Genomic DNA, 24,049 nt, shown 5'->3' on the forward strand with positions numbered 1-24,049 from the left:
AGCATAACCAACAACTCTGTAGATGTAATTACTAAGGATAACATGGGCAATATGTGGATTGGGATGTTTGGTGGGGGAGTAAATTTTTTAAAAAGAAGTACTGCCAGCTTTGCTCATTTTAAACATACCTCTTCAGGCAGAAGCCTGTCAAATGATTTTGTGTTGTGTTTACTTGAAGATAAAAACCAGGACATTTGGATAGGTACCGATGGCGGGGGATTAAATATCCTTGATCGCAAAACAGGGTTATTTACATCATATCAACACAAAAATGCCGATAAGGGAAGCATATCCGGCAACTATGTGCTTGATGTGAAACAGGATGACAGGCAAAATCTATGGGTTGCCACCTGGGGAGATGGGTTGAATTATATGGACTTAAAAACCAGGAAATTTAAATCCTACAAACATAACCCGGCCGATGCTTCAAGTATAGGTGCAAATGATGTTTATGAGGTTGCTATTGATAAAGAAAAAAAAGTATGGGCCGGTACTTTTGGCGGTGGTGTAAGTGTGTATCAGCCAGCCACCAATAATTTCATTACTTATAAAAATAACCCAAAAGATACAACGAGTTTAAGCAGCAGCATCATCAATTCTATTTTTTGTGATAAAGCCGGGAATATCTGGATAGGTACCAATGATGCAGGGTTAAACCTGTATGATAAAAAAACAAATTCCTTTATCCGCTTCATGCACCAAAAAAGCGGGAATAGCATCAGCAATAATACGGTAGTTGATATTTATGAGGATCATGCCGGTAATTTATGGCTGTGTACTTTTGGTGGTTTAAATATGCTCAATCCCAAAACCAGGCGGTTTAAAGCCTTTACCACAAAGGATGGCATGTCAACAAATTTTACTTCCGCCACTCAGGAGGATAGTAAAAATGACTTATGGATTAGTACCAGCAAGGGGCTGGTGCTTTATGATCCTTATCATAAAACTTTTAAAAACTTTACTATTGAAGATGGCCTGCAGGGCGATGTATTTAAACCTCATGCAGCATTAAAAGATCATTTGGGTAACATCTATTTTGGAGGACTAAACGGCTTTAACAGGTTTAACCCCGATATGATAAAGGGGGGAACCAATGAACCCATATTAAGATTGACCGATTTTGAATTATTTAACAAATCGGTACCGGTAAGCAAAGGGGGCAATGATCCTTCGCCATTAAAGCAGGAAATTTCAGAAACAAAATCCATCACACTCAAATATAACCAGTCCATCATATCATTTGAGTTCGTATCCTTAAGTTTTATATCGGCCAATAAGCAGGATTATGCTTACATATTAGAAAACTTTGATAAAACCTGGAACTATGTGGGCAGCAAAAACACGGCTGTTTACACCAACGTGCCGCCCGGTAATTATGTGTTTAAAGTTAAGTGCAAGGATAATTCTGGTAATTGGTCGGCTAAACAGCTGAGTCTTGAGTTAATAATCGTTCCGCCATTTTGGGATACCTGGTGGTTTAAAATAATAGTCGGGTTAGCTATTGCAGGAATAGCCTGGGGAATATATCGCTACAGGATAAGCAGCATCATTAAACAAAAGCGAAAGCTGGAGAAGGAAGTGGAAGAGCGTACCCACGAAGTGCTGCAACAATCAGAAGAGTTAAAATCACAATCAGAAAATCTGCAGGCTTTGAATGAGGAATTGCAGGCCCAATCAGAAGAACTGATGGATCAGCGGGAGCAGGAGCAGCAAGCCCGGCAGGAGGCCGACCGGGCCAACCAGGCCAAAAGTGTTTTCCTGGCCACCATGAGCCATGAGATCCGTACCCCTATGAACGGGGTTATAGGTATGGCTTCGCTGCTGATGGAAACTGAATTGAACGAAGAGCAAAAGGAATTTGCAGAAACCATTGTAACCTGTGGCGATAACCTTGTTAATGTAATCAATGATATCCTGGATTTCTCCAAAATAGAATCGGGCAGTATGGATCTGGAGCATGATGATTTTGATCTGAGGCAGAGTGTTGAGGAGGTGATGGATCTTTTCTCCAAAAGAAGTTCCGAGCGGAATCTTGACCTGATATACCAGATAGATTATGCGCTGCCTGTACAAATTGTAGGTGATAGTCTGCGTGTTAAACAGGTATTGATCAACCTGGTTAATAACGCCATAAAGTTTACCCAACAGGGTGAGGTGTTTGTTGATATTTTCCTGGTGAAGGATTTTGGCCATGACGAGATTGAGATCGGGTTTAGTGTCAGGGACACCGGCATTGGCATTCCGGAAAATAAGATTCAGAATCTTTTCCAGGCATTTTCGCAGGTTGATTCATCAACAACGCGCAAATATGGCGGTACTGGTTTAGGGCTCATCATAAGCGAGCGCCTTGTAAAACTAATGGGTGGCGAAATTGGAGTGGAAAGCATCTATGGGCAAGGCTCGGTTTTCAAGTTCAGCATTAAAGCAAACCGGAGTAAAATACCATCAACATATCACTTATATCCCTCAAACCTGGCCCAGGTTGAAGGCAAAAAAGTACTGCTGGTTGATGATAATGATACTAATTTACTCATCCTCAAAAACCAGTTGCAGCAATGGAAACTGGAACCAATACTTGCCACATCCGTAAAACAGGCGCTTGGAATTTTAAAACAGGATAAAAGTATATCACTTGTTATAACCGATATGCAGATGCCAAATGATGATGGTGTGAGCATGGCTAAAGCCATCAATAAAAGTGCAAATCCATTGCCGGTAATTATGCTAAGCTCCATTGGGGATGAAACCAGGAAAAAGTTCCCGAAACTTTTTTCGGCTATCCTCACCAAGCCCGTTAAGCAAAATAATTTGTGGAAGAGCATAAACGCCGCCCTAACAAATCAAAAAGACGAATCGCCGGTTAAAGATGAGCAAAAGGTTTTACTGCAAAACGGTTTCGCTTTGCAGCACCCCTTGCAAATATTGGTGGCCGAGGATAACCTTATTAACCAAAAATTAGTTGAGCGCGTATTGAATAAATTGGGCTACTCCATAGATATGGTGAACAATGGCTACGAGGTACTTGAAAAAATAACTGAGAAGCAGTACGATGTGGTGTTAATGGATGTACAGATGCCCGAGCTGGATGGCCTTGAAGCAACTAAATTTATCCGTAACCAGGCTGGTTTGAAACAACCCTACATAGCCGCTATGACAGCCAATGCCTTATCTGAAGATAAAGAAGCCTGCCTGAGTGTAGGAATGAACGATTATATATCAAAACCTATGCGGATTGATGAGCTGATAGAGCTGTTGAAACGGGCAGATATCGCGAAGGTGGAGATTGACAAAGGTATAAGGGTAAAGGATTAGAGCCTGGAAATGGGAAGAATTCGATACGGCTTTATCTTTTTTACCCCAATTGTTCAATGTCTTTAGCGATCCTATTTTTTTCGCTGGCGGTTTTGGTAAGTTTTAGTGCGGTTTGCAAATGGCTTAGGGCTATTTGTTTATTCACATCTGTATAAAGGTGTCCCAGTAAAACATGATATAAATGATTATCGGTGAGCTTTAGCTTCTCGGCTTCAATGATAGCCTCCTGTTTGCCGCGGGCCTTATATAAGGCATAGGTACGGTTTAAGGCTGCAGCAGGTGAGTAGGTAATTTGTAGCAGGCGGTTATAAAGTTGTAAAATGCCTTCCCATTTTTGGGCGGTATCATCCTTAACCGTATGCCAGTAGGCTATTGCGGCTTCTAAATGGTATTTGTTTATTTGGTTTCCCTTTGATGCAAGGTTGAGGTAGTGTTTGCCTTTTTCAATCAGCTCTTCATTCCAAAGATTGGTATCCTGGTCATCATAGCGGATCATTTCGCCCTGCTCATCTGTGCGGGCGTCAAAGCGCGATGAATGGAAACACATGAGTGCCATCAGGGCGTTTGCTTCGGGCAGGTTGGTGGCCTCGTTTTCTATAAGCAAATAGGTAAGGCGCATAGCTTCCAGGCAAAGATCCTTGCGTAGCGTGGTATCCTGGCTGGTGGAATAGTACCCTTCGTTAAACAATAAATACAAGGTTGTTAAAACACTTTGTATTCTTGCACCTATCCCCGCCAATGCCGGAAACTCAATTTTAACCTTTTGTTCCCGCAGTTTTTCCTTCGCTCTAAATAAACGCTTGTTAATAGTTGCCCTGTTTGATAAAAAGGCATCGGCAATTTCATCTATCCCAAAACCGCAAAGGATGCGCAAGGCCAGGCCAATCTGTGCTTCGGCGGGCAATACGGGCTGGCAAATGGCAAACATCAACTGCAGCTGGCTGTCCCTGATATGCTTATCAGAAAGATCAATTTCAAAATCTATATAATCCTCCTGCGCCGATTGAAGTATAGGGGTGATTTTTTGATTAAAGATCTTGTTTCGCCGTAAATGGTCCTTGGCCCTGTTGCGGGCTACGGCATAAAGCCAGCCTACCGGGTTATCGGGTAAACCTTTGAGTCCCCAGGTTTCGGCGGCACTTAAAAAAGTTTCGCTGGCAATATCTTCGGCTATCTCCGGGTATTCAAAGCCAAAATGCTTGTACAGCACCGATACTATTTTTCTGTATTCGGTGCGGAATAAATGGGGCAGCAGCTCTGTTTTGTTCATCACAATAAAAATGCCACCTCCTGCAACAGAAGGTGGCTCAATTATTTTACATATTCATCGGTACAATCTGGCGTACTTCTACATTGCCGCCAACACGCAAAATTGGGCAGCCTTTTGATATTTCTGTAGCCTCTTCCAAGGAATCGGCCCTGATGATGGAATAACCACCTATCAATTCTTTAATTTCAACATAAGGGCCATTGGTAACTACTTCGCCCGGCCTTACAACAGAACCGGTACCACCATACAGGCGGTTTCCATTGCTAACCAGTTTATTCTGCGCTGCAATGCCGCCCAGCCAGTCCATCCATTGTTTCATGGTATTTTGCATTTGCTCTGGCGAAGGCGCTTCTGCACCTGGTGTTTCAACTTGTCTGAAAATCAATAAGAACTCGTTCATGATGTGTTAAATTTAGTGATTAAAACCATAAGACGATTGGTCTTTGCCGAATAGGACAATGCCTGTAAAAAAATATTAAAGCATGCAATTGCCGGTTCAAGTTACATCAAATTTGCAATTGATAAATCTTTTGAATTAAATGTAGCATTTTAAAAAAGCCTGTATCTAAACGGGCATAAGCAACAGTGTATGTCGTTCGAGGAAATCTACGATACTTATTATAATAAAATATTCCGCGTATGTATGGGGTACATGAATGATCATGAGCGGGCCCGGGATGTTACGCAGGAAACTTTTATTGTGGTATGGCAAAAGCTGGGGCAGTTTCGTAACGAATCGGCTATTGGTACCTGGATCTTCCGGATCGCATCAAACTATTGCCTCCGCCAGCTGGAAAAGCAAAATCGGATGCCCTTTAGCGAGATGCCCATTGACCTGGAAGATAAACCACCACCAGACATCGAAAGCCAGGTGCAGCTGCTGTACAAATGCATAGCCGAACTGCCAGAGATCGACCGCATTATTATTTCGCTGGAGCTGGAAGATATTAAGCAAGCAGAAATAGCCAGCATTACGGGGCTCTCAGAAACCAATATCAGGGTAAAAGTTTACAGGATTAAGGAAAAACTATCTCAAAAATTCAAAAGATATGAGCAGCAATATTGATTTTAAGGCCCTTTGGCAGCAGCAGCCCTACGCTGCAAAGCCCGATATAAATTCGGTGATCAGCAAAGCGATGGATTTGAAGCGCAAAACCAGGAGTAAATTAATATGGAGTAGCCTTACGTTGGCGGTAATCAGTATTATCGTAATTATGGTTGGCATTAATTTAAATACCCATGTACTTACCACCAAAGCAGGTATAATCCTGATCATTTTTCCCATCATTTCTTTTGCTTTAATAAATAGTGGTTTGTACCTCAATATGTTTAAAAGTCACCCGGATGCTGATACATTCACTTATTTGGCCGAATTGGTTGCTATACAAAAGAAGCAACGTTTTATTCAAACCAAGGTGCTGAACCTATACTTTTTGTTTTTGGGTGCAGGGCTGTTATTGTATATGATTGAATTTGTTAAAAAGATAGGTGTTTTATGGGGAAGTGTGGCTTACATATGTCCGTTTGCAGCATTAGTATTTGTTTATTTTTATATAAGCCCAAAGGAATTTAGAAGGCAACAAGCCGAAATGAATGCGACTATAGAAAAATTACAGGCTATTAATGATCAGTTGGTGACAACTAGGGGAATGGAATAGTTTTAAAGATGATAATCGATATAGATGCTAATTGTGGGCATGGGTTTGAAACAAATTCAATAGCTTTACATCTAAATACCATGGAAGGTCAAAAAATAACTCAGGCAATAGCAACTTTATTTAAAGGGATTGATGACCGTGATTGGCCGTTGGGGTTAAGCGTATTGGCAAAAGATGTTTTTCTGGATTATTCGTCAATGAACAATACAGAGCCATCTGTATATAATCACGAACAGGTAATTCATGCCTGGGAATCCTTTTTGACTGGATTTGACAGAACCGAACACCAGCTTTCGGAATTTAAAGTTCAGCTTCATGACAAGGAGGCCGATGTGTTTTATGTTGGTAAAGCCGATCATTTTATTGGTGATGAAGTTTGGACAACCATTGGCACCTACAACACCAAACTGGAGAAACAAAACGGTAAATGGTTAATTGTTTATCATCAAATAAACCATGACAGGCAAAGTGGTAATACCAGTCTGGCAAAGCTGGCTCATCAAAATATATTAGCAAGGCGTAATAAGTAGTAATTTATCAGCTGTGAGCTGTTAAAATGCCCTGATACCGGTCAGCATTACGCCGCGGCATCTTTTAAAATGACCAACCTTTTAGTTTACCGGTTTTATTGAAATATCAGCCCATGAAACATCATCACTATAAAGCGACTATCAACTGGACGGGTAACACGGGTGAAGGAACAAAAGATTATCGCTCTTACGAGCGTAGTCATACCATTAGCAGCACAGGTAAGCAGGATATTTTAGGTTCATCAGACCCTGCTTTCAGGGGAGATAAATCCCGCTATAGCCCCGAGGATCTGTTGCTTTCATCCGTATCTGCCTGCCACATGTTATGGTACCTGCATCTTTGCACTACAGCCGGTATAGTAGTTACAGCTTATGAAGATAGGGCAGAAGGCACCATGGCAGAAACCGATGATGGCGGCGGTTATTTTACCCTGGTAATACTAAAGCCCTTAATTACGCTGAAGGATGCTGCTATGCAAGCCAAAGCGGATGAGCTGCATCATGAGGCTCATAAATTGTGCTTTATTGCCAACTCGGTAAAGTTTGAGATTTTGCATGAGGCAGGGTATAGGGTGGAAGATGAATTGTCCTGACGTAGTTTGACTAAATGAAAGATATCCCTGTACATCTGCTAAAAGAACGTGCCACATCTGGTCTGGAGATTGCTCGTTTCCTGGAAGGGGATATGCCTAAGGATGATGAGCCGATTGGTGCGCACAGGGACGATCACTATATATTTTTTGTTTTAGAGGGTGGTTCAGCATCATTGATGATCGATTTTCATGAAATTGAATTTCAGTCCGCTAATCTTTATTATGTGTTGCCGGGGCAGGTGCATCACCGGATCAAAAATGATGGTGCTTTTGGTTGGTTTATAGCCATAGATACCATGCTGATATCAACCGACTACCGAACCATTTTCGAGAACCAGTTGTTATTACAGCAACCATTTAGCTTAAACGATACACAGGCGCGTCACTGCAAAAGCCTGTTAAGCCTCCTTTATGAAAAGTATCGGGAAGATGATCAGGGCACATTTTATCTGTCTGTAGTCCACTCGTTACTGCAATCTTTTTTGGGGATTGCTGCCGCATGTTATAGCCAAACTGGTAATGAACGCTTAGCACTTTCGCGCCCGGCGCAATTGGCCCAACAATTTAAAAAGCTCTTGGTTGAGCATGTTCGCGAGTTGAAAAGTCCATCCACTTATGCCGTAAAACTACATGTATCAGAAAGCTACCTGAACGAAGCGTTAAAAAAAGCGACGGGCTTTTCTGTAAGCTATTGGATTCGGCAGGAAATTATATTGGAGGCCAAACGTTTGCTGTACTATAGCCAGTTGAACGTTAAAGAAATTGCCCATATGCTGGGATATGAAGATCATGCCTATTTTTCGAGGTTTTTTAAAAAGGCGGAAGGCATCACGCCTTTGGCTTTCAGGGCCGATTACCGTAAATAGTCCAATCATTACCGGAGGTATGCCATTTTATTTAGTATAAATACCCCCTTTCTTTGTGTTAATAAAATTAACACACCATGGAAACATCTACTCTTAATAAAATTAAACAACGAGCCGGTAAACTGTTTGAAAGCAGGTTGCAAACCGGAAACGTGCTTGAGGTTAGGTATTGGGAACCCTGTACTATGATAGAAATAGACCTGCACCTGCCACAAATAGATATGGCGGAATGGAGCGAGATTCCCTATATAAAATTTAAAGTGGATATGCTCACCTTTAGAGACTACACGCCATCTGGCTGGGATGCAGAAACCCGTACCTGCACCATTTATGTTGATGCCGCGCATAATGGGCCGGGCAGCAACTGGGCCAGGCAATTAAAAAAGGATGATACGGTAAGCTATCTTAAAGCGGGAACAACAAATCAGAGCCCGGTTGGCACATCGGCCATCGTTGCCTTAGGCGACGAAAGCAGTATGGGGCATTTATTGGCCCTGCAAAAAATGGTACTGCCCCATACGCGTTTTTCGGGCGGGGTAGTGATCGGCAACGAGCATCACCGCAAATTGTTTAATGAATATTTTTGGACACCCATTGAGCCTGTGCCCCGCCGGGATGTTTACGGCCACCACAGCCTGATAGAGTGGGTGCTTGATCAGCGCTATAGTCTTGATAATACCGTTTTTTATTTGGCGGGTAACAATACCATGGTAGCCCAGTTGCGCAAAATGCTCAAAAGTCAGGGCTATCCTTCGGGCCAAATTAAGGTACAGGGTTTCTGGGGTTGAGTTTAAAAAAACTAACGGTAAAGATTTGTAAGGTAATTTGCAATCCGTAGGCCTACAGGTTACCTAAGGGATTCCACATATTGGGATTACCTCTTATGAAGGTTAGGTACTCAATAACTTCCTCAATTTCGGTTACACTTAGGGTATTTTCGCCTGCTGTATATGAAAATACGTTGGCAGGCTGTTCAAAAGCAACAAAGCCTAAGTAATCAGGATCGGTAATTTTATCCATGTGCAAAATATCCTCCTTGCTGAAGCTTTGTTTCACGTCGCCTTTAGCCCGGTCAATAAATAAACTATAGGTGTAGCTTATTACCGGGTGTCCATTCAGGTGTGCTTCGGTATCAGGAATAGCCATTAAATGACGGTGGCTTTTCAGCGTAAAGAAGAGCGGTTTCATAATTGTGTAATGAAAGTTAACAATTTATTTTCTAATAGCCTGATCTATATCGACTTTTATTTTAGTGTTGCGTGATTAATAGGGCAACTGTCGCAATTGCACCCTCAAAATGTCTGGTATTACCATTGTAGCTTGAGGTAATCATTCCTAAATTCGGTTACTAAAAAGAAATTAAATATGGAAAGGTCAAGTAGTCAGGATGATACCAATGCCGAGCGCATCAACATTATTGAAACCACAAAAATTATTTATGCCAGACACGCGCACCTTGAGGGTTCAAAATTTGTAATGTTAAAAATGAGTAAGTCGAGTTTTAACGACGTTGATTTGAGTAATTTGAAAATTGTAAACGCCAATTTAAGCGACCTTGAAATTGAAGGAGCACAATTGGGCAGGGCTTATTTACACAATATTGGTATGCCACCTAAAGGGCACCCCGCTTATGATGAAAATGCAAAACAGCGCCCCCTGCGCATTGAGGATTGCGACCTGGAAGCCAGCACAATAACCAATTGCAACCTTAAAAATGTAGCTATAACTGATTGCAATACTGAAGGCATGACCATTAATGGTATTTTGGTTGATGATATGTTGAAAAATTACCGCTAATAAATTTATTAATAATAAATATGGTACTATGTATTGTATAGTACTGTGTTTTATATTAGCTTTGTGATGACATTGATTACCAACAATTAGCATCATGAAAAAAATACACCTTTTAATTGCTTTGGCGGGCTTAATAACCCTGGCAACAGCCTGCCGCTTTGGCGGAAGACATACCACCATTGTAGAGAACAGCAATGGCACAAGCGTGAAAATTGAATACCGCGGGCAAACCTATTTTACCGAAGATGGAAAGGGTATCAAAAGTATTTCGCCACATGGCTCGGTAAAATTTAGTCATAATAGTGACGATTTGGTAGCAGAAAACGATAACGGCCGGATCATTTATGAAATAAACGGTGGCGGTAAAAAAACTCACCTTGATGATGATGATAAGGCTTTTTTAGCCAGGGCTGTTAAAGAAATGATTAAAAGGGGGCATAATACCGATGGGAGGTAACGCTCAATTGAATTGGTCCCTGAATCCAAATAAAAAGCCAGTGATTGATAAAAATAGATTGTCATTGCCTACCCATGACGTTTTTTACAAAAACTTTTTGTCATCCTGAACGCAGTGAAGGATCTATTATTCGCCATGCTTTTTCGCCCTGTAAATCTGCGAATAGATCCTTCACTGCGTTCAGGATGACAAGTCTTTTAAACGTCAATTCTTTTTCAGAGTTCACGGATTTTGCCACTCGCGATGGCATGCAAATATGTGTTAATGAGTCAAATTTGGACAGCTTCTTAAATTAATGGTTATTTGAAAACCCTGCAATCGGGTATTTGCAAGGCCAAAACAACCACCCTCCGCTGCAATCAGGGGGAGATTAAAAAATAATAAATTCTATTACAAGTGGTATAAATCAGCCTATATAGGTGTATTTAATACACTTCTGTAGCTTACCGTATCAGAACAATATTTCGATGTGATTTATAATTGTACAACTAACTGATTATGAGTGTGTTTTTTGTGTGATTTACTTGGTATTAAACCGTATTATTTAACTAACAAGTAATTATAAATCAATTATTTATATCTTTTTTTATTGCTTTATTCAAATTAACTTTCTTAATTTGGGATATCGGAACCGCCCTCCTGATTGGCGACGTTGCACCGGTGAACCAATTAAAATACACCATGAATAAAAAAGCAATATTTACCTGTTTTATAGCAGGTGGTTTACTGCCTGCTCAGCTGGTAAATGCCCAGGTAAAAGCGCCATTCTCTACTAAAAATAAGAATGTAAAAGTTATTGTTTCTGATAATGAAGCTGGTGTTAAATTTAAAAATACCGAAACATTAAAGTTTACAGATAGCCCTCAGCCCGGCGAAACAGAGGTTTCTGTGTTTGTGGATCCGGCAAAATCATTTCAAACCATGCTTGGTATTGGTGGCGCGTTAACTGATGCATCTGCCGAAACTTTTTACAAGCTACCTAAAGACAAACAAAAAGAGCTTTTAACGGCCTATTACGATAAAGAAAAAGGTATTGGCTATACCTTGGCCCGTACCAATATCCAGAGCTGTGATTTTTCGAGCGAAAGCTATAGCTATATAAAGGAGGGCGATGCCGCGCTGAAAACCTTTAACATCGGGCATGACAGGGCTTACCGAATCCCTTTTATAAAAGCCGCAATGGCCGCTGCAGGTGGCAAGCTTACTTTGTTTGTTTCGCCATGGAGCCCGCCAGCGTTTATGAAAGATAATAACAGTCTTTTACACGGCGGTAAGCTTTTGCCAAAGTACTATCAAAGCTGGGCCAATTTTTATGGCAAATTTATAAGGGCTTATGAAAATGAAGGTATCCCGGTATGGGGGCTTTCGGTACAAAACGAGCCTATGGCTTCACAAACCTGGGAATCATGTAAATATACCGCCGAAGAGGAACGTGATTTTGTGAAGAATTTTTTAGGCCCAACATTACAAAAGCAAGGGCTGGCCAGCAAAAAGTTAATTGTTTGGGATCATAACCGCGATTTACTTTACCAGCGCGCAAGCACTATCCTGGAAGATCCAGCCGCTGCAAAATACATCTGGGGTATAGGTTTTCACTGGTACGAAACATGGACAGGAGCAGGGCAGCAGTTTGACGCTGTAAGGCGCACACACGAAGCATTTCCTGCCAAAAACCTAATTTTTACTGAAGGCTGCATCGAAAAATTTGATTTTAATAAAATTAACGATTGGTCGCTTGGTGAAACATATGGCCTGGCCATGATCAATGATTTTAATGGTGGTACAGTAGCCTGGACAGATTGGAACATCCTGCTGGATGAAAAGGGCGGCCCCAACCACGTAGGCAACTTTTGTTTTGCACCCGTACATGCCGATTTACGTAATGGCAGCCTGATTTACACCAGCTCATACTATTACCTGGGCCATTTCAGCAAGTATATTCAATCCGGCGCGAGGCGTGTAGCAGCTGTAGCCAGCAGAGATAAGCTTTTAACTACCGCTTACCTAAACCCTAATGGCAAATTAGCCGTAATAGTAATGAATAAAACCGACGAGAAAATTGAATACAGTTTATGGATAAAAGGCAAAGCTGCTAAAACAACCAGCATGCCACACTCCATTGCTACCCTCATAGTAGAATAAAGACCTTTTTATAAATCAACTAAATCTCAGATGTATGGTGGATCATTTATGGTCCACCATTATCATTACCGGGTAATGGTCTGACGGTAATTTGGCCTCGTACTTTTTAGTTGTATTGTTTAAAGCGCGGTAGCTATCTGTCAATATCCCATACCTTTTGTCCGGAGGTGCAGATCCGTGTCTCTGAATTACTCAAACACCACAGTCTTGTTTTTAGAAACAAACACCCGATCTTCAAATATCAATTTTAAGGCTTTAGCTAATACCGATGTTTCAATTTCCTGCCCGGCCTTTACCATGGTTGCTGCGGTAAAGGAATGATTTACCGGGATGATCTGCTGGGCAATGATGGGGCCTTCATCCAACTCGTTTGATACAAAATGGGCTGTAGCGCCTATCAGCTTAACACCGCGTTCAAAAGCCTTTCGGTAGGGGTTAGCGCCAATAAAGGCAGGTAAAAAGGAGTGGTGGATATTGATTATCCGCATGGGGAATTTTGCCACAAAAGCCGGCGATAGAATGCGCATGTATTTGGCCAGTATCACATAATCCGGCGCATGCTGTTCAATGGTATCGCTTATTTTTTGTTCAAATTCTTCCTTGCTTGTTTGCTCATGCGAGATATGGTAAAAGGGCATATCGAAGCGTTCGCAAATGTTTTGCAGTGTGGCATGGTTGCCAATTACGCATTGAACAGTTGCCCCAAGCGTTTTAAAATGATTACGGATGAGTATATCGGCAAGGCAATGGTACTCTTTGGTTACCAGCACAACCACTTTTTTATAGGGGATAGGGTTAACCGAAATAATAGCGCCGGCCGGTAAAATTTCTTTAAGTTTTTGCTCAAGATTTTCATTGTTACCATCTTCAACTTCCAGGCGCATAAAAAATATGTCCTCGCTTTTATCAACATGTTCACGCATCGAAACGATGTTCAATTGGTATTTTGCTAATATGGCCGATATGGACGCTACAAGGCCCACCTGGTCTTTACACTGGATAACAATAATCATGCTTTAATGATACAAAGAATTTTGTTGAAATTAATGATTAAGTAAATATTTCAAATATTTATAACCCCTTGTAGCATAGTGATAAGTGCCTTCGTAATGTTCTATATAACCTGATATGATGAAATACTTTACCCTTGTAATTGCCGCGTTTTTATTGTGCGGTGTGAGTTCATGTCATAAAAATGGCTCGCCGGGCCCTGCATCTACATCAATAGTTGGCAGGTGGCGTTGGGTAAAATCGGTTGGTGGCATAGCAGGAATGACTGCAACACCTGCAAGTAATGGCTATAACTTAACCCAGGTTTACGGCGCAAATAACACTTTTAAATTGTACAAAAATGACTCGCTTGAATTGCAAAGCAAGTATTCAATCATCAGGAATTTTAAATATCAAACGCAAACCATTGATCTGTTGAAGATTGGTGATGATGAATCAAACAGGACGGATTTTACCATCAGGAATGATACACTATATGCATCAAATATGTTGTTTATAAGCGATGGTTTTAGCTCTGTATATGTGAGGGTTAAATAAAATTTAATAAGCCGTTTTAAAAGTCATCCCGTAAGGCCTTTAACTTAGTTCGGATCCTGCAGGCAAGGTGAAAGATTGCCTTGCAAGCGGGAGGCCGGGTTGGCAGAAATGGCAGCCCGACATGACTTTATTTTTTATCCCCATCCGGCACAAAGTTTACTTCCTGCCCGGCATCAAACACTACATATGCCCGTCGCCAGGGTTCATCATCTATCAGTTTCCATTGATGGGCTGTTCCGGTTGTATCGGTGGCTATCAGTATTTCGCCCGGCCGTAAAATGAAAGTTTCGCCGGGGCGGGTTTCAAATTGCAATGTGCCCGATAGATTAATCACATATTGGTTGGCAGGAGCGTTGTGCCAGTCATAAAACGAATGCGGCGGCGATTCCTGGAATCTGATGGTTGAAGCCTGGTTAAAAATCATTTCGGTTACTGTTCCTGCTTGCACATGGGAGTGCCCGTCATCACCGGTATATAGTTTATAAGCTTTTATCATTTTTATTTACTTATTGCAATGGTTGCTAAGCTAATATATTTATGATTTTTAACTATGGCGTTTGCATAATGCGTTTGTAATAATTTAAGCTAAAACTTATTGCTATTTTATTGGTTTCATAAAACTATGACCCCGCCTGTAACCAGAAAATTCCAGTTTTTTCCATTCCTGGTCAGTTTATTAATTACACTGGCAATAGGTATAGTTGCTTCCTTATTTACCAGGCCCCAAATTGCCGGTTGGTACAGTACGCTTAAAAAGCCATCATTTAACCCGCCACCCTGGCTTTTTGCCCCGGTATGGATAGTGATTTATTTTATGATAGCCACAGCCGCCTACCTGGTTTGGAAACACCGGAGCAGAAAACCTGCCTTTAAAATCACCCGTACTATTTACTTTGCGCAGTTGAGCCTTAACTTTTTATGGTCGATAGTGTTTTTTGGCTTGCACCAGGTATTTGGAGCCCTGATCATCATTATATTGCTGTGGATAAGTATTGTCTTAAATATTAACTGGTTTAATAAATACAATAAGGTTGCAGGGAAGCTACTTTGGCCCTATTTGCTGTGGGTTAGTTTTGCCGGTGTACTTAACGCGAGTATTTATTTACTAAACAGATAGTACAAAAAAACACTATTTTTATTGCGAACATTTTAACACTTGGTTTATTAACAGATGAAAAAAATATTGCTTTTATTGTGCCTTGTTGCTGCTTCACACAGCTTTGTTTTTGCGGATGCGATAGCCATAAATCATTTTGTAGTTAAAGAAAATCCTTTCGGGACAGACCAGGTGGCTATCATCGCTACAGATACAGCCGGGGTAACGCAGGAGAATGTAAACGGCCGGTTCACCTTTATTATGAACGGCTTTGAGTACCAGTTAAAGTTTGAAAAGGGAGTTGCCTTTTACAGGCAAAAGATAGATCGCTCCACCTTTTTATATGCCAAGCATGTTAATGAAAGCGGTACCCATGGCATACTGTATTATATTTACAAGCACGATAGTAAATTAAGCCCTATTCATATCAGTATCATGTTCCTGATAGCTATCCCGCTAATTTTGGTACTGCTGGCCTATATGTTTAAGCGGTTCATCATTATAGCAGTTATCATATTCTGCATATTCCTGTATTTTAATTACCATAATGGCTTAAGCATGCACACCTTTTTTGAAAGCGCTGTTGATGGTTTAAAGGGGCTGTTTTAGCCGGGAGAGATTAATGCAAAGGGCTCAAAATCACTAAGCCGCTAAATCGCTAATTAAAAAGGTAATCCTATGCCAAAATTTAGCTGCATAAAATTATAGGTATCGCCTGCATTATTGTTTGAATAAGCCGTTTTAAAGGCCCCTGTATGGAAAAGTTCGTTCGGGTGCTTGAGTAGTACCCATTGGTCTGTTCCGTTAAATTGAGGGTCTTTAAATTTAAATGCTGCATCAAGCCTGAAAATAAAGAATCCAAGGTCAAACCGTAAACCTGTACCAATACCAACCGCCGTTGATTGTAAAACGTTATCGAGCCTGAATTCGCCATTGGGGCTTTCGGCTTTTTTGCCCAGTCTCCAAACGTTGCCGGCATCTACAAAAACTGCGCCTTTTAGTTTTGCACCAAAAAAGTTATCTGCCAGCTTATAACGATATTCGGCATTGGCTACAATCTTTATTTCGCCAAACTGATCAAGGTATTTTAAGCGGGCAAATGATGTCGGGTCATCCTTATAAGCAGTGGCCCTGTTAAACTGCCCGGGGCCAAGCGTGCGGGGCAGCCACGCGCGCATATCATTAGCGCCACCGGTGTAAAAGTTTTTTTCAAATATTAACTCATTGCTATTACCATAGGGCACACCAATGCCCGGGTTAATACGGAACACAAACTGCCGTTCGCCGCCCAGTGTTCGGTAAATGCGAAAGTCGATTTCAGTTTTAGTGTATTGAGAAAATGTATATCCTAAAATTTTACGCTGCCCAAGTGTATCTCTCTGTGTGTTAAAGGTATTGCCCAACAGGCTCAGGAAGTTACCTCCTATATCCAGGCTTCCACGGAAATAATTAAAATTACTATAGGAGTTTAATTCAATGGCATTATATTGAAATGTGTATTGGCTACCAGTTGTAAACACCGTGCGGCCAATTAGTTTTACATAGGCAAACCTATCATGCGCCAACAAGGTATCACGCGCGGCCGGGTCAATTACCCCTTTTGAAAATTCGATATTTATAGGCGTAACCGTATGCAGCTTGCGGCCGGTTTCGTAAAAATCGTAACTAATGGAGTTAACAAAACTTTGGCGGGTTACCAGTCCCTTTTGGTAAAACAGGGAGTAGTTGGTAGAAAACGTGGTATGTGGTACACCATATTTACCCAGTAGTGCAAAATTGAAAGGGGATATGATGCGTGGAAATATCAAATTTGCACCTGCCCTAAATTCCTGGTTCTGGATATTGGCACTGCTGGCGGTATTTGTGCCATTATCAAATAAAATACTCCAGTTAAGTTTTAGCTGTAATATAGCGGCCTGCATAAACAGGTTACGGTTTGTAAACGTATTGCCTATATTGTATCCATAGCGGCCGTTTGCAAACAAGAACTCGCCTTCTACCCGGTCTGAGTAGTGTTTAAGTGGTATAATATCAATTTTTGTATTTAAGCGGTGGGTACTATCGGGAAGTTTTTCATAAGTAGGATTGGGTACATTTCTGAAAACATTTAACTCCGATAGGCGGGTGGTAGTTAGGGTTTGTTTATCAATATCGAATAGCTGCCCCTTCTTTTGATAAGTGTAATCAACAACTACACGTGGCTTAAAACGATGTGAATAATCAACAAACCTGAATTGAGAATCAACCTGTATAGTATCGGCCTTACCAACTGTTCTGCCATTACTTGCTGATATGGTTACCAGCGTATTATTAATTTTATAAACAGGGTGCTCTGTTTTACCTGCGGGGTTATCTATCATCATTTTAATATCAACTACGCTGCTGTTAAAAGTGGAGTCGTAATTAAAATTGATGTATTGCCTGTAAAAATCAAAATAACCATTGCGTTTCATGAGCAGGTAAAGCTCATCACGGTCATGTGCTAAGCTATCGGTATCAAACCGGGCACCAGGTTGTATGTGTGATATTTTATTGCGGTTTGCAAAGTAAATATTTTTGATATTTTTATCAGGAATGCTGTCTTCAATCTTACGGATATGAAACATTGGGCCTTCGTGCGCGGTAAAAATCAGCTCGGCGCGCCGTTTTTTAATCACAATAGTATCAGTTACCCTTGCTTTCAAATAGCCGCGATTCTGGATATATTTTTCTATCTGGAAGCGCGAATATTCAACTAAGTTACTATCAAGTATGGCTGGAGCCTCGCCAATATTGCGTTTGCCGTTGTTGCTAAACCAATAATAAAATTGAAGATTGAGTTTGTTGTTGGGTTGTTGCTCTTTATCAACGTAATTTAAAGCTACTTCTTCAAATTCTTCATCGATGCCTTTTATGGTGATTTTACGCACCAGTGCCTGATCTTTTTTTATTCCGCGGGTAACACTGCAGCCCGACCAAATAATGAGCAGCAAAATACTTAATATTGTAAGGCGGTAACCAGCAGGTTTTATATATGCTTTCAAAATCACAAATCAGTTTATTAACATCCTTACAACATAAAAAATTTAGAAGGGAACATGGCTTTTTCCTGGTTGAGGGTTATAAATCAGTAATTGAATTTATAAGCTCAGGCTACCAGGTGGATAGCATATACCATACCCCCGCAATTGCTCCAAAAATGCTGAATTTATCCCGAAAAATAAACTTTCAGGAGATTTCAATGAAGGATATCGAAAAAATCAGCACATTGAAAACCCCGCAAGATGTAATTGGTTTGATTAAAATACCAATATGGGCAACATTAAATTATAACAGCCTGAAGCAAAAGTTTTCCCTGGTGCTTGATAGCATCCAGGATCCGGGTAATATGGGAACCATTATACGTACTGCCGATTGGTTTGGCATTACTGATATTATATGCAGCGAGGATACGGTGGATGTTTACAACCCTAAGGTGGTACAGGCTACCATGGGTTCATTGGCGCGTGTAAATGTGCATTACGCCAACCTGGAGGAGGTTTTGCCGCAAGCAGGTCTGCCTATATTTGGTGCAATGCTTGATGGCGAAAATATTTATAAAAGCAATTTTGGCACCGAGGGATTGCTAATTATGGGTAATGAAGGTAACGGAATAAGCCCGGCTATTGAACGGCTGATTACTACAAAAATAACCATCCCACGGGCTGGAAAGGCCGAATCATTGAACGTGGCAATAGCGACAGCTATACTGTGTTCTGAAATAAAAAGAAATTCAATGAAATAAATATTGGCTGGCATTAAATTAATTACTATTTTTGCAATCCTTAAAAAGAAGGTCGGGTGGCCGAGTGGCTAGGCAGAGGTCTGCAAAACCTTTTACAGCGGTTCGAATCCGCTCCCGACCTCAAGGGTATTAAAAACATTTAAAATAACAACACCATGGGCGTTACACGTTTAAAAAGAAAAGATAGAAAAAATAAAACTACTTCACGTTTAGAAGTACAGTTTTTGAAGCTGGCTACCAACCTTGAGTACGGAAGCCGTTCTGCTGAGTCAAAACACAGCCAGATAGCAAAAAACAATGCAGTTTTAGCTATTGCCTTAGGTAAGTAATTTGTTTTAGGGCGTTAAATCGCTTCAGAAAAATCTTATAAATCCTGCTGGTTTCAGAAACCGGTGCGATTTTTTTGTTCGCGTTTTTCTATAAGTAAGATAATAAAAAGCGTGGGAATGTGCGATTCCTTCCTCGGGGAAGGAGGAGGTAGGGGTTAAATCAGGCGTTCAAGTACCGCTGCAGAGGCCATGTCGGCGAAACCCCTCCCTGCCATTGCGCGCATTGCAGCCGCACCCCTCCCGTTGGGAGGGAATTAAAAAAAAACTTGTTAAACACTTTTTCCCGCCGTTTGTGTCCCCACAAACGGCTACTGCAGGTTTTATTATGGACAGGCGTTCGTGTAAAATCGTATAAACTATTATTTAGCCAGTATTGCCTTATTTATCCTCCCAATCAATCGTGGCCCTTCATAAATAAACCCGGTATACAGCTGCACTAATGATGCGCCGGCGTTTAGTTTCTCAATAGCGTCGTCTGCAGAGTGAATACCACCTACTCCTATTATTGGGAATGATCCGTTTGATTTTTTATGGATGTAGCTGATTACTTCGGTTGAGCGTTTGGTAAGCGGTTTGCCGCTCAATCCACCCATTTCTGATTTTAAATTATCGGCAGAAGTTAGGTTTTCACGACTGATGGTAGTATTGGTAGCTATAATGCCCGCTATGCCGGTTTGTTGGACAATGTCAACAATGTCATCCAGTTGGGAATCGGTTAGGTCTGGCGCTATTTTTAACAGGATGGGGCGGCTGATGCCATTTTTTGAATTACGTTTTTGCAGCGTGTTCAGCAATTGCATCAACGGTTCTTTTTCCTGCAGTTCGCGCAGGCCGGGTGTATTTGGCGAGCTTACGTTCACCACAAAATAATCAACCACATCAAACAGCCGGTCAAAGCATTTGATATAATCGCTTACTGCTTCTTCGTTTGGAGTAACCTTGTTTTTACCAATGTTGCCACCAATGATCAGGTTTTTTTGTGCTCCCTTGGCATTTTTGCGAAAAGTGGCTATTCTTTCGGCAGCTACATCAACACCAAAGTTGTTAAAGCCCATCCGGTTAATAAGGGCGCCATCTGCTGGCAGGCGGAACATCCGTGGTTGTGGATTGCCGGGCTGGGGCAGGGGGGTAACCGTGCCTATTTCTACAAATCCGAAACCGAGGTTGGTCATTTCGCCCATGAGCTCGGCATTTTTATCAAAGCCGGCAGCAAGGCCAACCGGATTTTTAAATTTCAGGCCGAAGACTTCTTTTTCCAGTCGCGGGTTATTTACATCCCATATAGCCCTGCTTAAAGCGGCGCCTCCCGGAAAACGGTTAAAGCGCTTTAAGTTGCGGGTTACAAAATAATGTACTTTTTCTGGATCGAACTGGAAAAGGATGGGTTTTAATAAAAAATACATGGTGCGAAGTTAGCACTTTACTCATGCTGTGTAAACCAGAATTTTATGAAAATTAATCTATGGGTGGTATTAATCATCCAAAAACTTGTACAAATTTTAAGAAAGTTAAAAAAAGCCATGTAAATCTGTAAATTCGGAAATCAATATCGATCTGTTAAAACCATTTATGAATAATATATTTAAACGTAACCGACGTGATTTTTTAAAAACGGCATCAGTGGGTACTATTGCTGCTATGGGCCTACCTCAGATAGTTTCGGCCGCACTGGCTACAGAGAAACCATCGAAGAAAATAAGCTTCAATGCTGGTGATGTGATCCTTTTTCAGGGTGATTCTATTACCGACTGGGGGCGCGACCATAATAGCACCGAATTTAATACCACCAGCGCCTTAGGTTCGGGTTACGCGCTGATCACCGCATCGCAGCTATTGCTTAACCACGCTGATAAAAACCTGAAAATTTATAACAAAGGCATCAGTGGTAATAAAGTGTATCAGCTGGCCGAACGCTGGGATGCCGATTGCCTGGCGCTTAAACCCAACGTGTTGAGTATTCACATTGGTGTAAATGATTTTTGGCATACACTTACCAATGGTTATACAGGTACTATTGACAATTATATTGCCGATTATAAAAAACTGATTGATCGTACTAAAGCGGCCCTGCCGGATATTAAACTGGTGATCTGCGAACCCTTTGCACAAAAAGGAGTAAAGGCGGTTGACGATAAATGGTATCCAACGTTTGATCTGTTCCGCAAGGCAGCCAAAGACATTGCCGAACAATACGATGCGGTTTTTGTGCCCTACCAGTCGGCATTTGACAAAGCCGAGAAAATTGCGCCAGCCACCTACTGGAACCGCGACGGCGTACACCCCAGCGTAGCCGGCGAAGCCCTAATGGCGCAAACATGGCTTAAAGCGGTGGGAGCATAATTTGGATTAAGGATGTAAAGAGCAAGGAGCAAGGATAGAAAAGACCTTTATTTGGTCTTTGTTCGTTGCTCCATTCATCCTTAATCTTTTGTCCTTTGTCCTTGCTCCTTTGTCCTTGCTCCTTTGTCCTTTCAGCTTTGCACGTAAAAGCGTATCTTTGCGCCCAAATGATTGCGATAAATAACCTTACGTTTGAGATTGGTGCGCGGGCCCTTTACGATGAAGCCAACTGGCATATAAAACCCGGTGAAAAAATTGGCTTAATAGGTGCCAATGGAACTGGTAAAACTACCCTCTTAAAAATTATTGTAGGCGACTATAAACCTACATCGGGCACCATATCAATGGCTAAGGACCTTACTATGGGTTACCTTAACCAGGATTTGCTGTCATACTCATCTGATAAAAGTATTGTGCATGTGGCTATGGAGGCTTTTGAGCGCCAAAACCAACTGCATGATGAAATAGAAGTACTGCTTCAAAAACTGGAAACCGACTATACAGAAGATCTTTTGCACAAGCTTAGCGATAAGCAGCATGAGTTTGAACTGCTTGACGGTTACAATATTGAATACAAGGCACACGAAATTTTAGCGGGTTTAGGTTTTAGCGAGGCAGATTGTCAGCGCAAACTAAGCACTTTCTCCGGAGGGTGGCGTATGCGTGTGATGCTGGCCAAGATCTTGTTACAGGCGCCTGATATCCTGTTTCTGGATGAGCCTACCAATCACCTTGACTTACCTTCCATCCAATGGCTGGAAGATTATTTGAAGGCATTTAACGGAGCTATTATTATTGTATCGCACGATAGATGGTTTTTGGATAAAGTAATTAACCGTACAGTTGAATCCCGTAAAGGCAAACTGAACGTGTATGCGGGTAACTATACTTTTTACCTGGAAGAAAAAGCATTACGTGCCGAAATTCAGCGTGGCGAGTTTAAAAACCAGCAGTCAAAAATAAAACAGGAAGAGCGTTTAATTGAACGTTTCCGTGCTAAGGCATCTAAAGCAAAAATGGCGCAGTCACGTATCAAAATGCTTGATAAAATGGAGCGCGTTGATGATGTGGATGATGATAACCCAGAGGTTAACTTCAGCTTCAAATTTAGCAGGCAATCTGGTCGCCACGTAACTACTTTGGAGCATATCACCAAAAAATACCCGGCTATTGATATTTTAAATGATGCCGAAGCTATTATTGAAAAAGGTGATAAAATTGCGCTGATAGGAGCCAACGGTAAAGGTAAATCTACCTTGCTGCGTATTGTGGCAGGTGCTGATAAAGAGTTTGAAGGTACAGCTGTAACAGGCCATAACGTTACCCAAACCTTTTTTGCACAGCATCAGTTAGAGAGCCTGCACCTGGAACACCAGATATTACAGGAATTACAATCATTCGCCCCAAAACATACGGATACCGAGCTGCGCTCAATATTAGGTTCCTTTTTGTTTACCGGGGATGATGTGTTTAAAAAGATCAAAGTACTATCAGGTGGTGAAAAATCGCGCGTGGCGCTGGCAAAGGCCCTTACTGCCGATGCTAACTTCTTAGTACTGGATGAGCCCACCAATCACTTGGATATGGCATCTGTTAACATATTGATACAGGCATTGCAACAGTATGAAGGTACTGTTATTGTAGTATCTCACGATAGGTACTTCCTGGATAATGTGGCTAATAAGATTTGGTTCATTGAAGACCAGAAAATTAAACAATATCCTGGCACTTACGCCGAGTATGATGAGTGGAATGCTAAACGCAAATTAGAGCCTAAAGCTGCCGCGCCTGCCCTTCAACCTAAAAAGGAAGAGAAAAAGCCGGAGCCAGTTAAGCAGCCACAAGGCGAAAACAAGCACCAGCAATTAAAAAAGCTAAACCAGGACCTGGCCAAAATGGAAGAGCAAATTGCCGGGCTTGATAAAACAGTAAAGGAACTGGAAGCCAAACTGGCTGACACTAAAATTTATAATGACAGCCAAAAGCTGAAGGAAACCAATGCCGCCTATAACCAAAAGCAAGCTGAGTTGAAGCAGATCCAACAAAAATGGGAAACTTTAGCCGAGCAGATTTTGGAATTGGAAGCGTAAAAACTCCATATTAAAAAAAACATGTCATTGCGAGGCACGAAGCAATCGCGAACTGTGCAGATCATCCCTGTAAAATTGGGGATTGCCACGCTGCGCTCGCAATGACATAGTTTTAAAGTAAAACATATCTATGAAACCCGTCATTGCGAGGCACGAAGCAATCCCCCATTTTACAGGGCAACCTTGCAAGGCCGCTTTGCATATTGGGGATTGCTTCGTGCCTCACCATGACATCCCACCGCCCGTCATTGCGAGGCA

The 24,049-nt window shown here is 41.5% G+C and carries 24 protein-coding genes and 1 tRNA gene; 18 read left to right on the forward strand and 7 right to left on the reverse strand.

Annotated features, from left to right (window positions below):
- A partial coding sequence (locus tag Q0R88_RS21275; RefSeq protein ID WP_295720160.1) for a response regulator occupies window positions 1–3,312 on the forward strand: 3,312 nt, incomplete at its 5' end.
- Between the two features lie 40 nt (window positions 3,313–3,352).
- On the opposite strand, the gene Q0R88_RS21280 is transcribed toward Q0R88_RS21275, so the two are convergent.
- Both Q0R88_RS21280 and Q0R88_RS21285 read right to left on the reverse strand, forming a co-directional pair.
- Entirely contained in the window at window positions 3,353–4,582 is a 1,230-nt protein-coding gene (locus Q0R88_RS21280; protein ID WP_295720163.1) for a sigma-70 family RNA polymerase sigma factor, read from the reverse strand.
- A 46-nt stretch (window positions 4,583–4,628) separates the two neighbouring features.
- On the reverse strand, window positions 4,629–4,982 hold the full coding sequence (locus tag Q0R88_RS21285) for a YciI family protein (RefSeq protein ID WP_295720167.1): 354 nt from the start codon (window positions 4,980–4,982) through the stop codon (window positions 4,629–4,631).
- A 189-nt stretch (window positions 4,983–5,171) separates the two neighbouring features.
- Between Q0R88_RS21285 and Q0R88_RS21290 the strand changes: the two genes are divergently transcribed.
- The 6 genes from Q0R88_RS21290 to Q0R88_RS21315 all read left to right on the forward strand — a co-directional run bounded on the left by Q0R88_RS21290 (window position 5,172) and on the right by Q0R88_RS21315 (window position 9,017).
- Window positions 5,172–5,648, forward strand: a complete 477-nt coding sequence (locus Q0R88_RS21290; protein WP_295720170.1) for an RNA polymerase sigma factor — start codon at window positions 5,172–5,174, stop codon at window positions 5,646–5,648.
- Entirely contained in the window at window positions 5,632–6,240 is a 609-nt protein-coding gene (locus Q0R88_RS21295; protein ID WP_295720173.1) for a hypothetical protein, read from the forward strand. Before Q0R88_RS21290 ends, Q0R88_RS21295 begins: the two co-directional genes overlap by 17 nt.
- An 80-nt stretch (window positions 6,241–6,320) precedes the next feature.
- A complete protein-coding gene (locus Q0R88_RS21300) occupies window positions 6,321–6,770 on the forward strand; it encodes a nuclear transport factor 2 family protein (RefSeq protein ID WP_295720176.1) in 450 nt (149 codons plus the stop codon).
- A gap of 113 nt (window positions 6,771–6,883) precedes the next feature.
- Entirely contained in the window at window positions 6,884–7,363 is a 480-nt protein-coding gene (locus tag Q0R88_RS21305) for an OsmC family protein (protein WP_295720178.1), read from the forward strand.
- A gap of 14 nt (window positions 7,364–7,377) precedes the next feature.
- The gene (locus tag Q0R88_RS21310) at window positions 7,378–8,229 is read left to right on the forward strand and encodes an AraC family transcriptional regulator (protein ID WP_295720180.1); all 852 of its coding nucleotides are present in this window, start codon (window positions 7,378–7,380) and stop codon (window positions 8,227–8,229) included.
- Between the two features lie 77 nt (window positions 8,230–8,306).
- Window positions 8,307–9,017, forward strand: a complete 711-nt coding sequence (locus Q0R88_RS21315; RefSeq protein ID WP_295720183.1) for an SIP domain-containing protein — start codon at window positions 8,307–8,309, stop codon at window positions 9,015–9,017.
- Between the two features lie 52 nt (window positions 9,018–9,069).
- Here Q0R88_RS21315 and Q0R88_RS21320 read toward each other — a convergent pair whose 3' ends face one another.
- Window positions 9,070–9,417: a hypothetical protein gene (locus Q0R88_RS21320; RefSeq protein ID WP_295720186.1), complete on the reverse strand. Its 348-nt coding sequence runs from the start codon at window positions 9,415–9,417 to the stop codon at window positions 9,070–9,072.
- A gap of 177 nt (window positions 9,418–9,594) precedes the next feature.
- Here Q0R88_RS21320 and Q0R88_RS21325 point away from each other — a divergent pair, with 177 nt between their 5' ends.
- From Q0R88_RS21325 to Q0R88_RS21335, 3 genes are all read left to right on the forward strand, one after another.
- Window positions 9,595–10,026, forward strand: a complete 432-nt coding sequence (locus Q0R88_RS21325; RefSeq protein WP_295720190.1) for a pentapeptide repeat-containing protein — start codon at window positions 9,595–9,597, stop codon at window positions 10,024–10,026.
- 94 nt (window positions 10,027–10,120) lie between these two features.
- A complete protein-coding gene (locus tag Q0R88_RS21330; RefSeq protein WP_295720194.1) occupies window positions 10,121–10,483 on the forward strand; it encodes a hypothetical protein in 363 nt (120 codons plus the stop codon).
- A 681-nt stretch (window positions 10,484–11,164) separates the two neighbouring features.
- The gene (locus Q0R88_RS21335) at window positions 11,165–12,625 is read left to right on the forward strand and encodes a glycoside hydrolase family 30 protein (RefSeq protein WP_295720197.1); all 1,461 of its coding nucleotides are present in this window, start codon (window positions 11,165–11,167) and stop codon (window positions 12,623–12,625) included.
- A gap of 188 nt (window positions 12,626–12,813) precedes the next feature.
- Here the strand turns inward: Q0R88_RS21335 and purU are convergent, their stop codons facing one another.
- Window positions 12,814–13,638 carry a formyltetrahydrofolate deformylase gene (gene purU, locus Q0R88_RS21340; protein ID WP_295720199.1) on the reverse strand — a complete coding sequence of 275 codons (825 nt, stop codon included), beginning with the start codon at window positions 13,636–13,638 and terminating at the stop codon, window positions 12,814–12,816.
- Window positions 13,639–13,753: 115 nt separating this feature from the next.
- Between purU and Q0R88_RS21345 the strand changes: the two genes are divergently transcribed.
- Entirely contained in the window at window positions 13,754–14,173 is a 420-nt protein-coding gene (locus Q0R88_RS21345) for a hypothetical protein (protein WP_295720201.1), read from the forward strand.
- 127 nt (window positions 14,174–14,300) lie between these two features.
- Here the strand turns inward: Q0R88_RS21345 and Q0R88_RS21350 are convergent, their stop codons facing one another.
- The gene (locus Q0R88_RS21350; protein WP_295720203.1) at window positions 14,301–14,669 is read right to left on the reverse strand and encodes a hypothetical protein; all 369 of its coding nucleotides are present in this window, start codon (window positions 14,667–14,669) and stop codon (window positions 14,301–14,303) included.
- 126 nt (window positions 14,670–14,795) lie between these two features.
- On the opposite strand from Q0R88_RS21350, the gene Q0R88_RS21355 reads away from it, so the two are divergent.
- Complete coding sequence (locus tag Q0R88_RS21355) at window positions 14,796–15,290, forward strand: TspO/MBR family protein (RefSeq protein WP_295720204.1); 495 nt, start codon at window positions 14,796–14,798, stop codon at window positions 15,288–15,290.
- Window positions 15,291–15,344: 54 nt separating this feature from the next.
- On the forward strand, window positions 15,345–15,878 hold the full coding sequence (locus tag Q0R88_RS21360; protein ID WP_295720206.1) for a hypothetical protein: 534 nt from the start codon (window positions 15,345–15,347) through the stop codon (window positions 15,876–15,878).
- Window positions 15,879–15,931: 53 nt separating this feature from the next.
- Here Q0R88_RS21360 and Q0R88_RS21365 read toward each other — a convergent pair whose 3' ends face one another.
- Window positions 15,932–18,292 (reverse strand): BamA/TamA family outer membrane protein, encoded by a 2,361-nt coding sequence (locus Q0R88_RS21365; RefSeq protein WP_295720209.1) that lies wholly within the window; start codon window positions 18,290–18,292, stop codon window positions 15,932–15,934.
- Between Q0R88_RS21365 and Q0R88_RS21370 the strand changes: the two genes are divergently transcribed.
- The 3 genes from Q0R88_RS21370 to Q0R88_RS21380 all read left to right on the forward strand — a co-directional run bounded on the left by Q0R88_RS21370 (window position 18,283) and on the right by Q0R88_RS21380 (window position 19,361).
- The gene (locus Q0R88_RS21370; protein ID WP_295720212.1) at window positions 18,283–19,032 is read left to right on the forward strand and encodes an RNA methyltransferase; all 750 of its coding nucleotides are present in this window, start codon (window positions 18,283–18,285) and stop codon (window positions 19,030–19,032) included. The genes Q0R88_RS21365 and Q0R88_RS21370 overlap by 10 nt on opposite strands.
- 50 nt (window positions 19,033–19,082) lie before the next feature.
- A tRNA-Cys gene (locus Q0R88_RS21375) sits at window positions 19,083–19,153 on the forward strand.
- A gap of 34 nt (window positions 19,154–19,187) precedes the next feature.
- Window positions 19,188–19,361, forward strand: coding sequence for a spore protein (locus tag Q0R88_RS21380; RefSeq protein ID WP_295720213.1), 174 nt, complete (start codon window positions 19,188–19,190; stop codon window positions 19,359–19,361).
- Window positions 19,362–19,720: 359 nt separating this feature from the next.
- Here Q0R88_RS21380 and Q0R88_RS21385 read toward each other — a convergent pair whose 3' ends face one another.
- Window positions 19,721–20,764, reverse strand: coding sequence for a quinone-dependent dihydroorotate dehydrogenase (locus tag Q0R88_RS21385; protein WP_295720215.1), 1,044 nt, complete (start codon window positions 20,762–20,764; stop codon window positions 19,721–19,723).
- A gap of 166 nt (window positions 20,765–20,930) precedes the next feature.
- Between Q0R88_RS21385 and Q0R88_RS21390 the strand changes: the two genes are divergently transcribed.
- Complete coding sequence (locus Q0R88_RS21390) at window positions 20,931–21,701, forward strand: SGNH/GDSL hydrolase family protein (RefSeq protein WP_295720217.1); 771 nt, start codon at window positions 20,931–20,933, stop codon at window positions 21,699–21,701.
- 167 nt (window positions 21,702–21,868) lie between these two features.
- On the forward strand, window positions 21,869–23,791 hold the full coding sequence (gene abc-f / locus Q0R88_RS21395; RefSeq protein WP_295720221.1) for a ribosomal protection-like ABC-F family protein: 1,923 nt from the start codon (window positions 21,869–21,871) through the stop codon (window positions 23,789–23,791).
- The last annotated feature ends 258 nt before the right edge of the window (window positions 23,792–24,049 follow it).

Origin of the sequence: Mucilaginibacter sp. (assembly GCF_025362475.1) — a bacterium.
In the GTDB taxonomy this organism is placed as follows: domain Bacteria; phylum Bacteroidota; class Bacteroidia; order Sphingobacteriales; family Sphingobacteriaceae; genus Mucilaginibacter.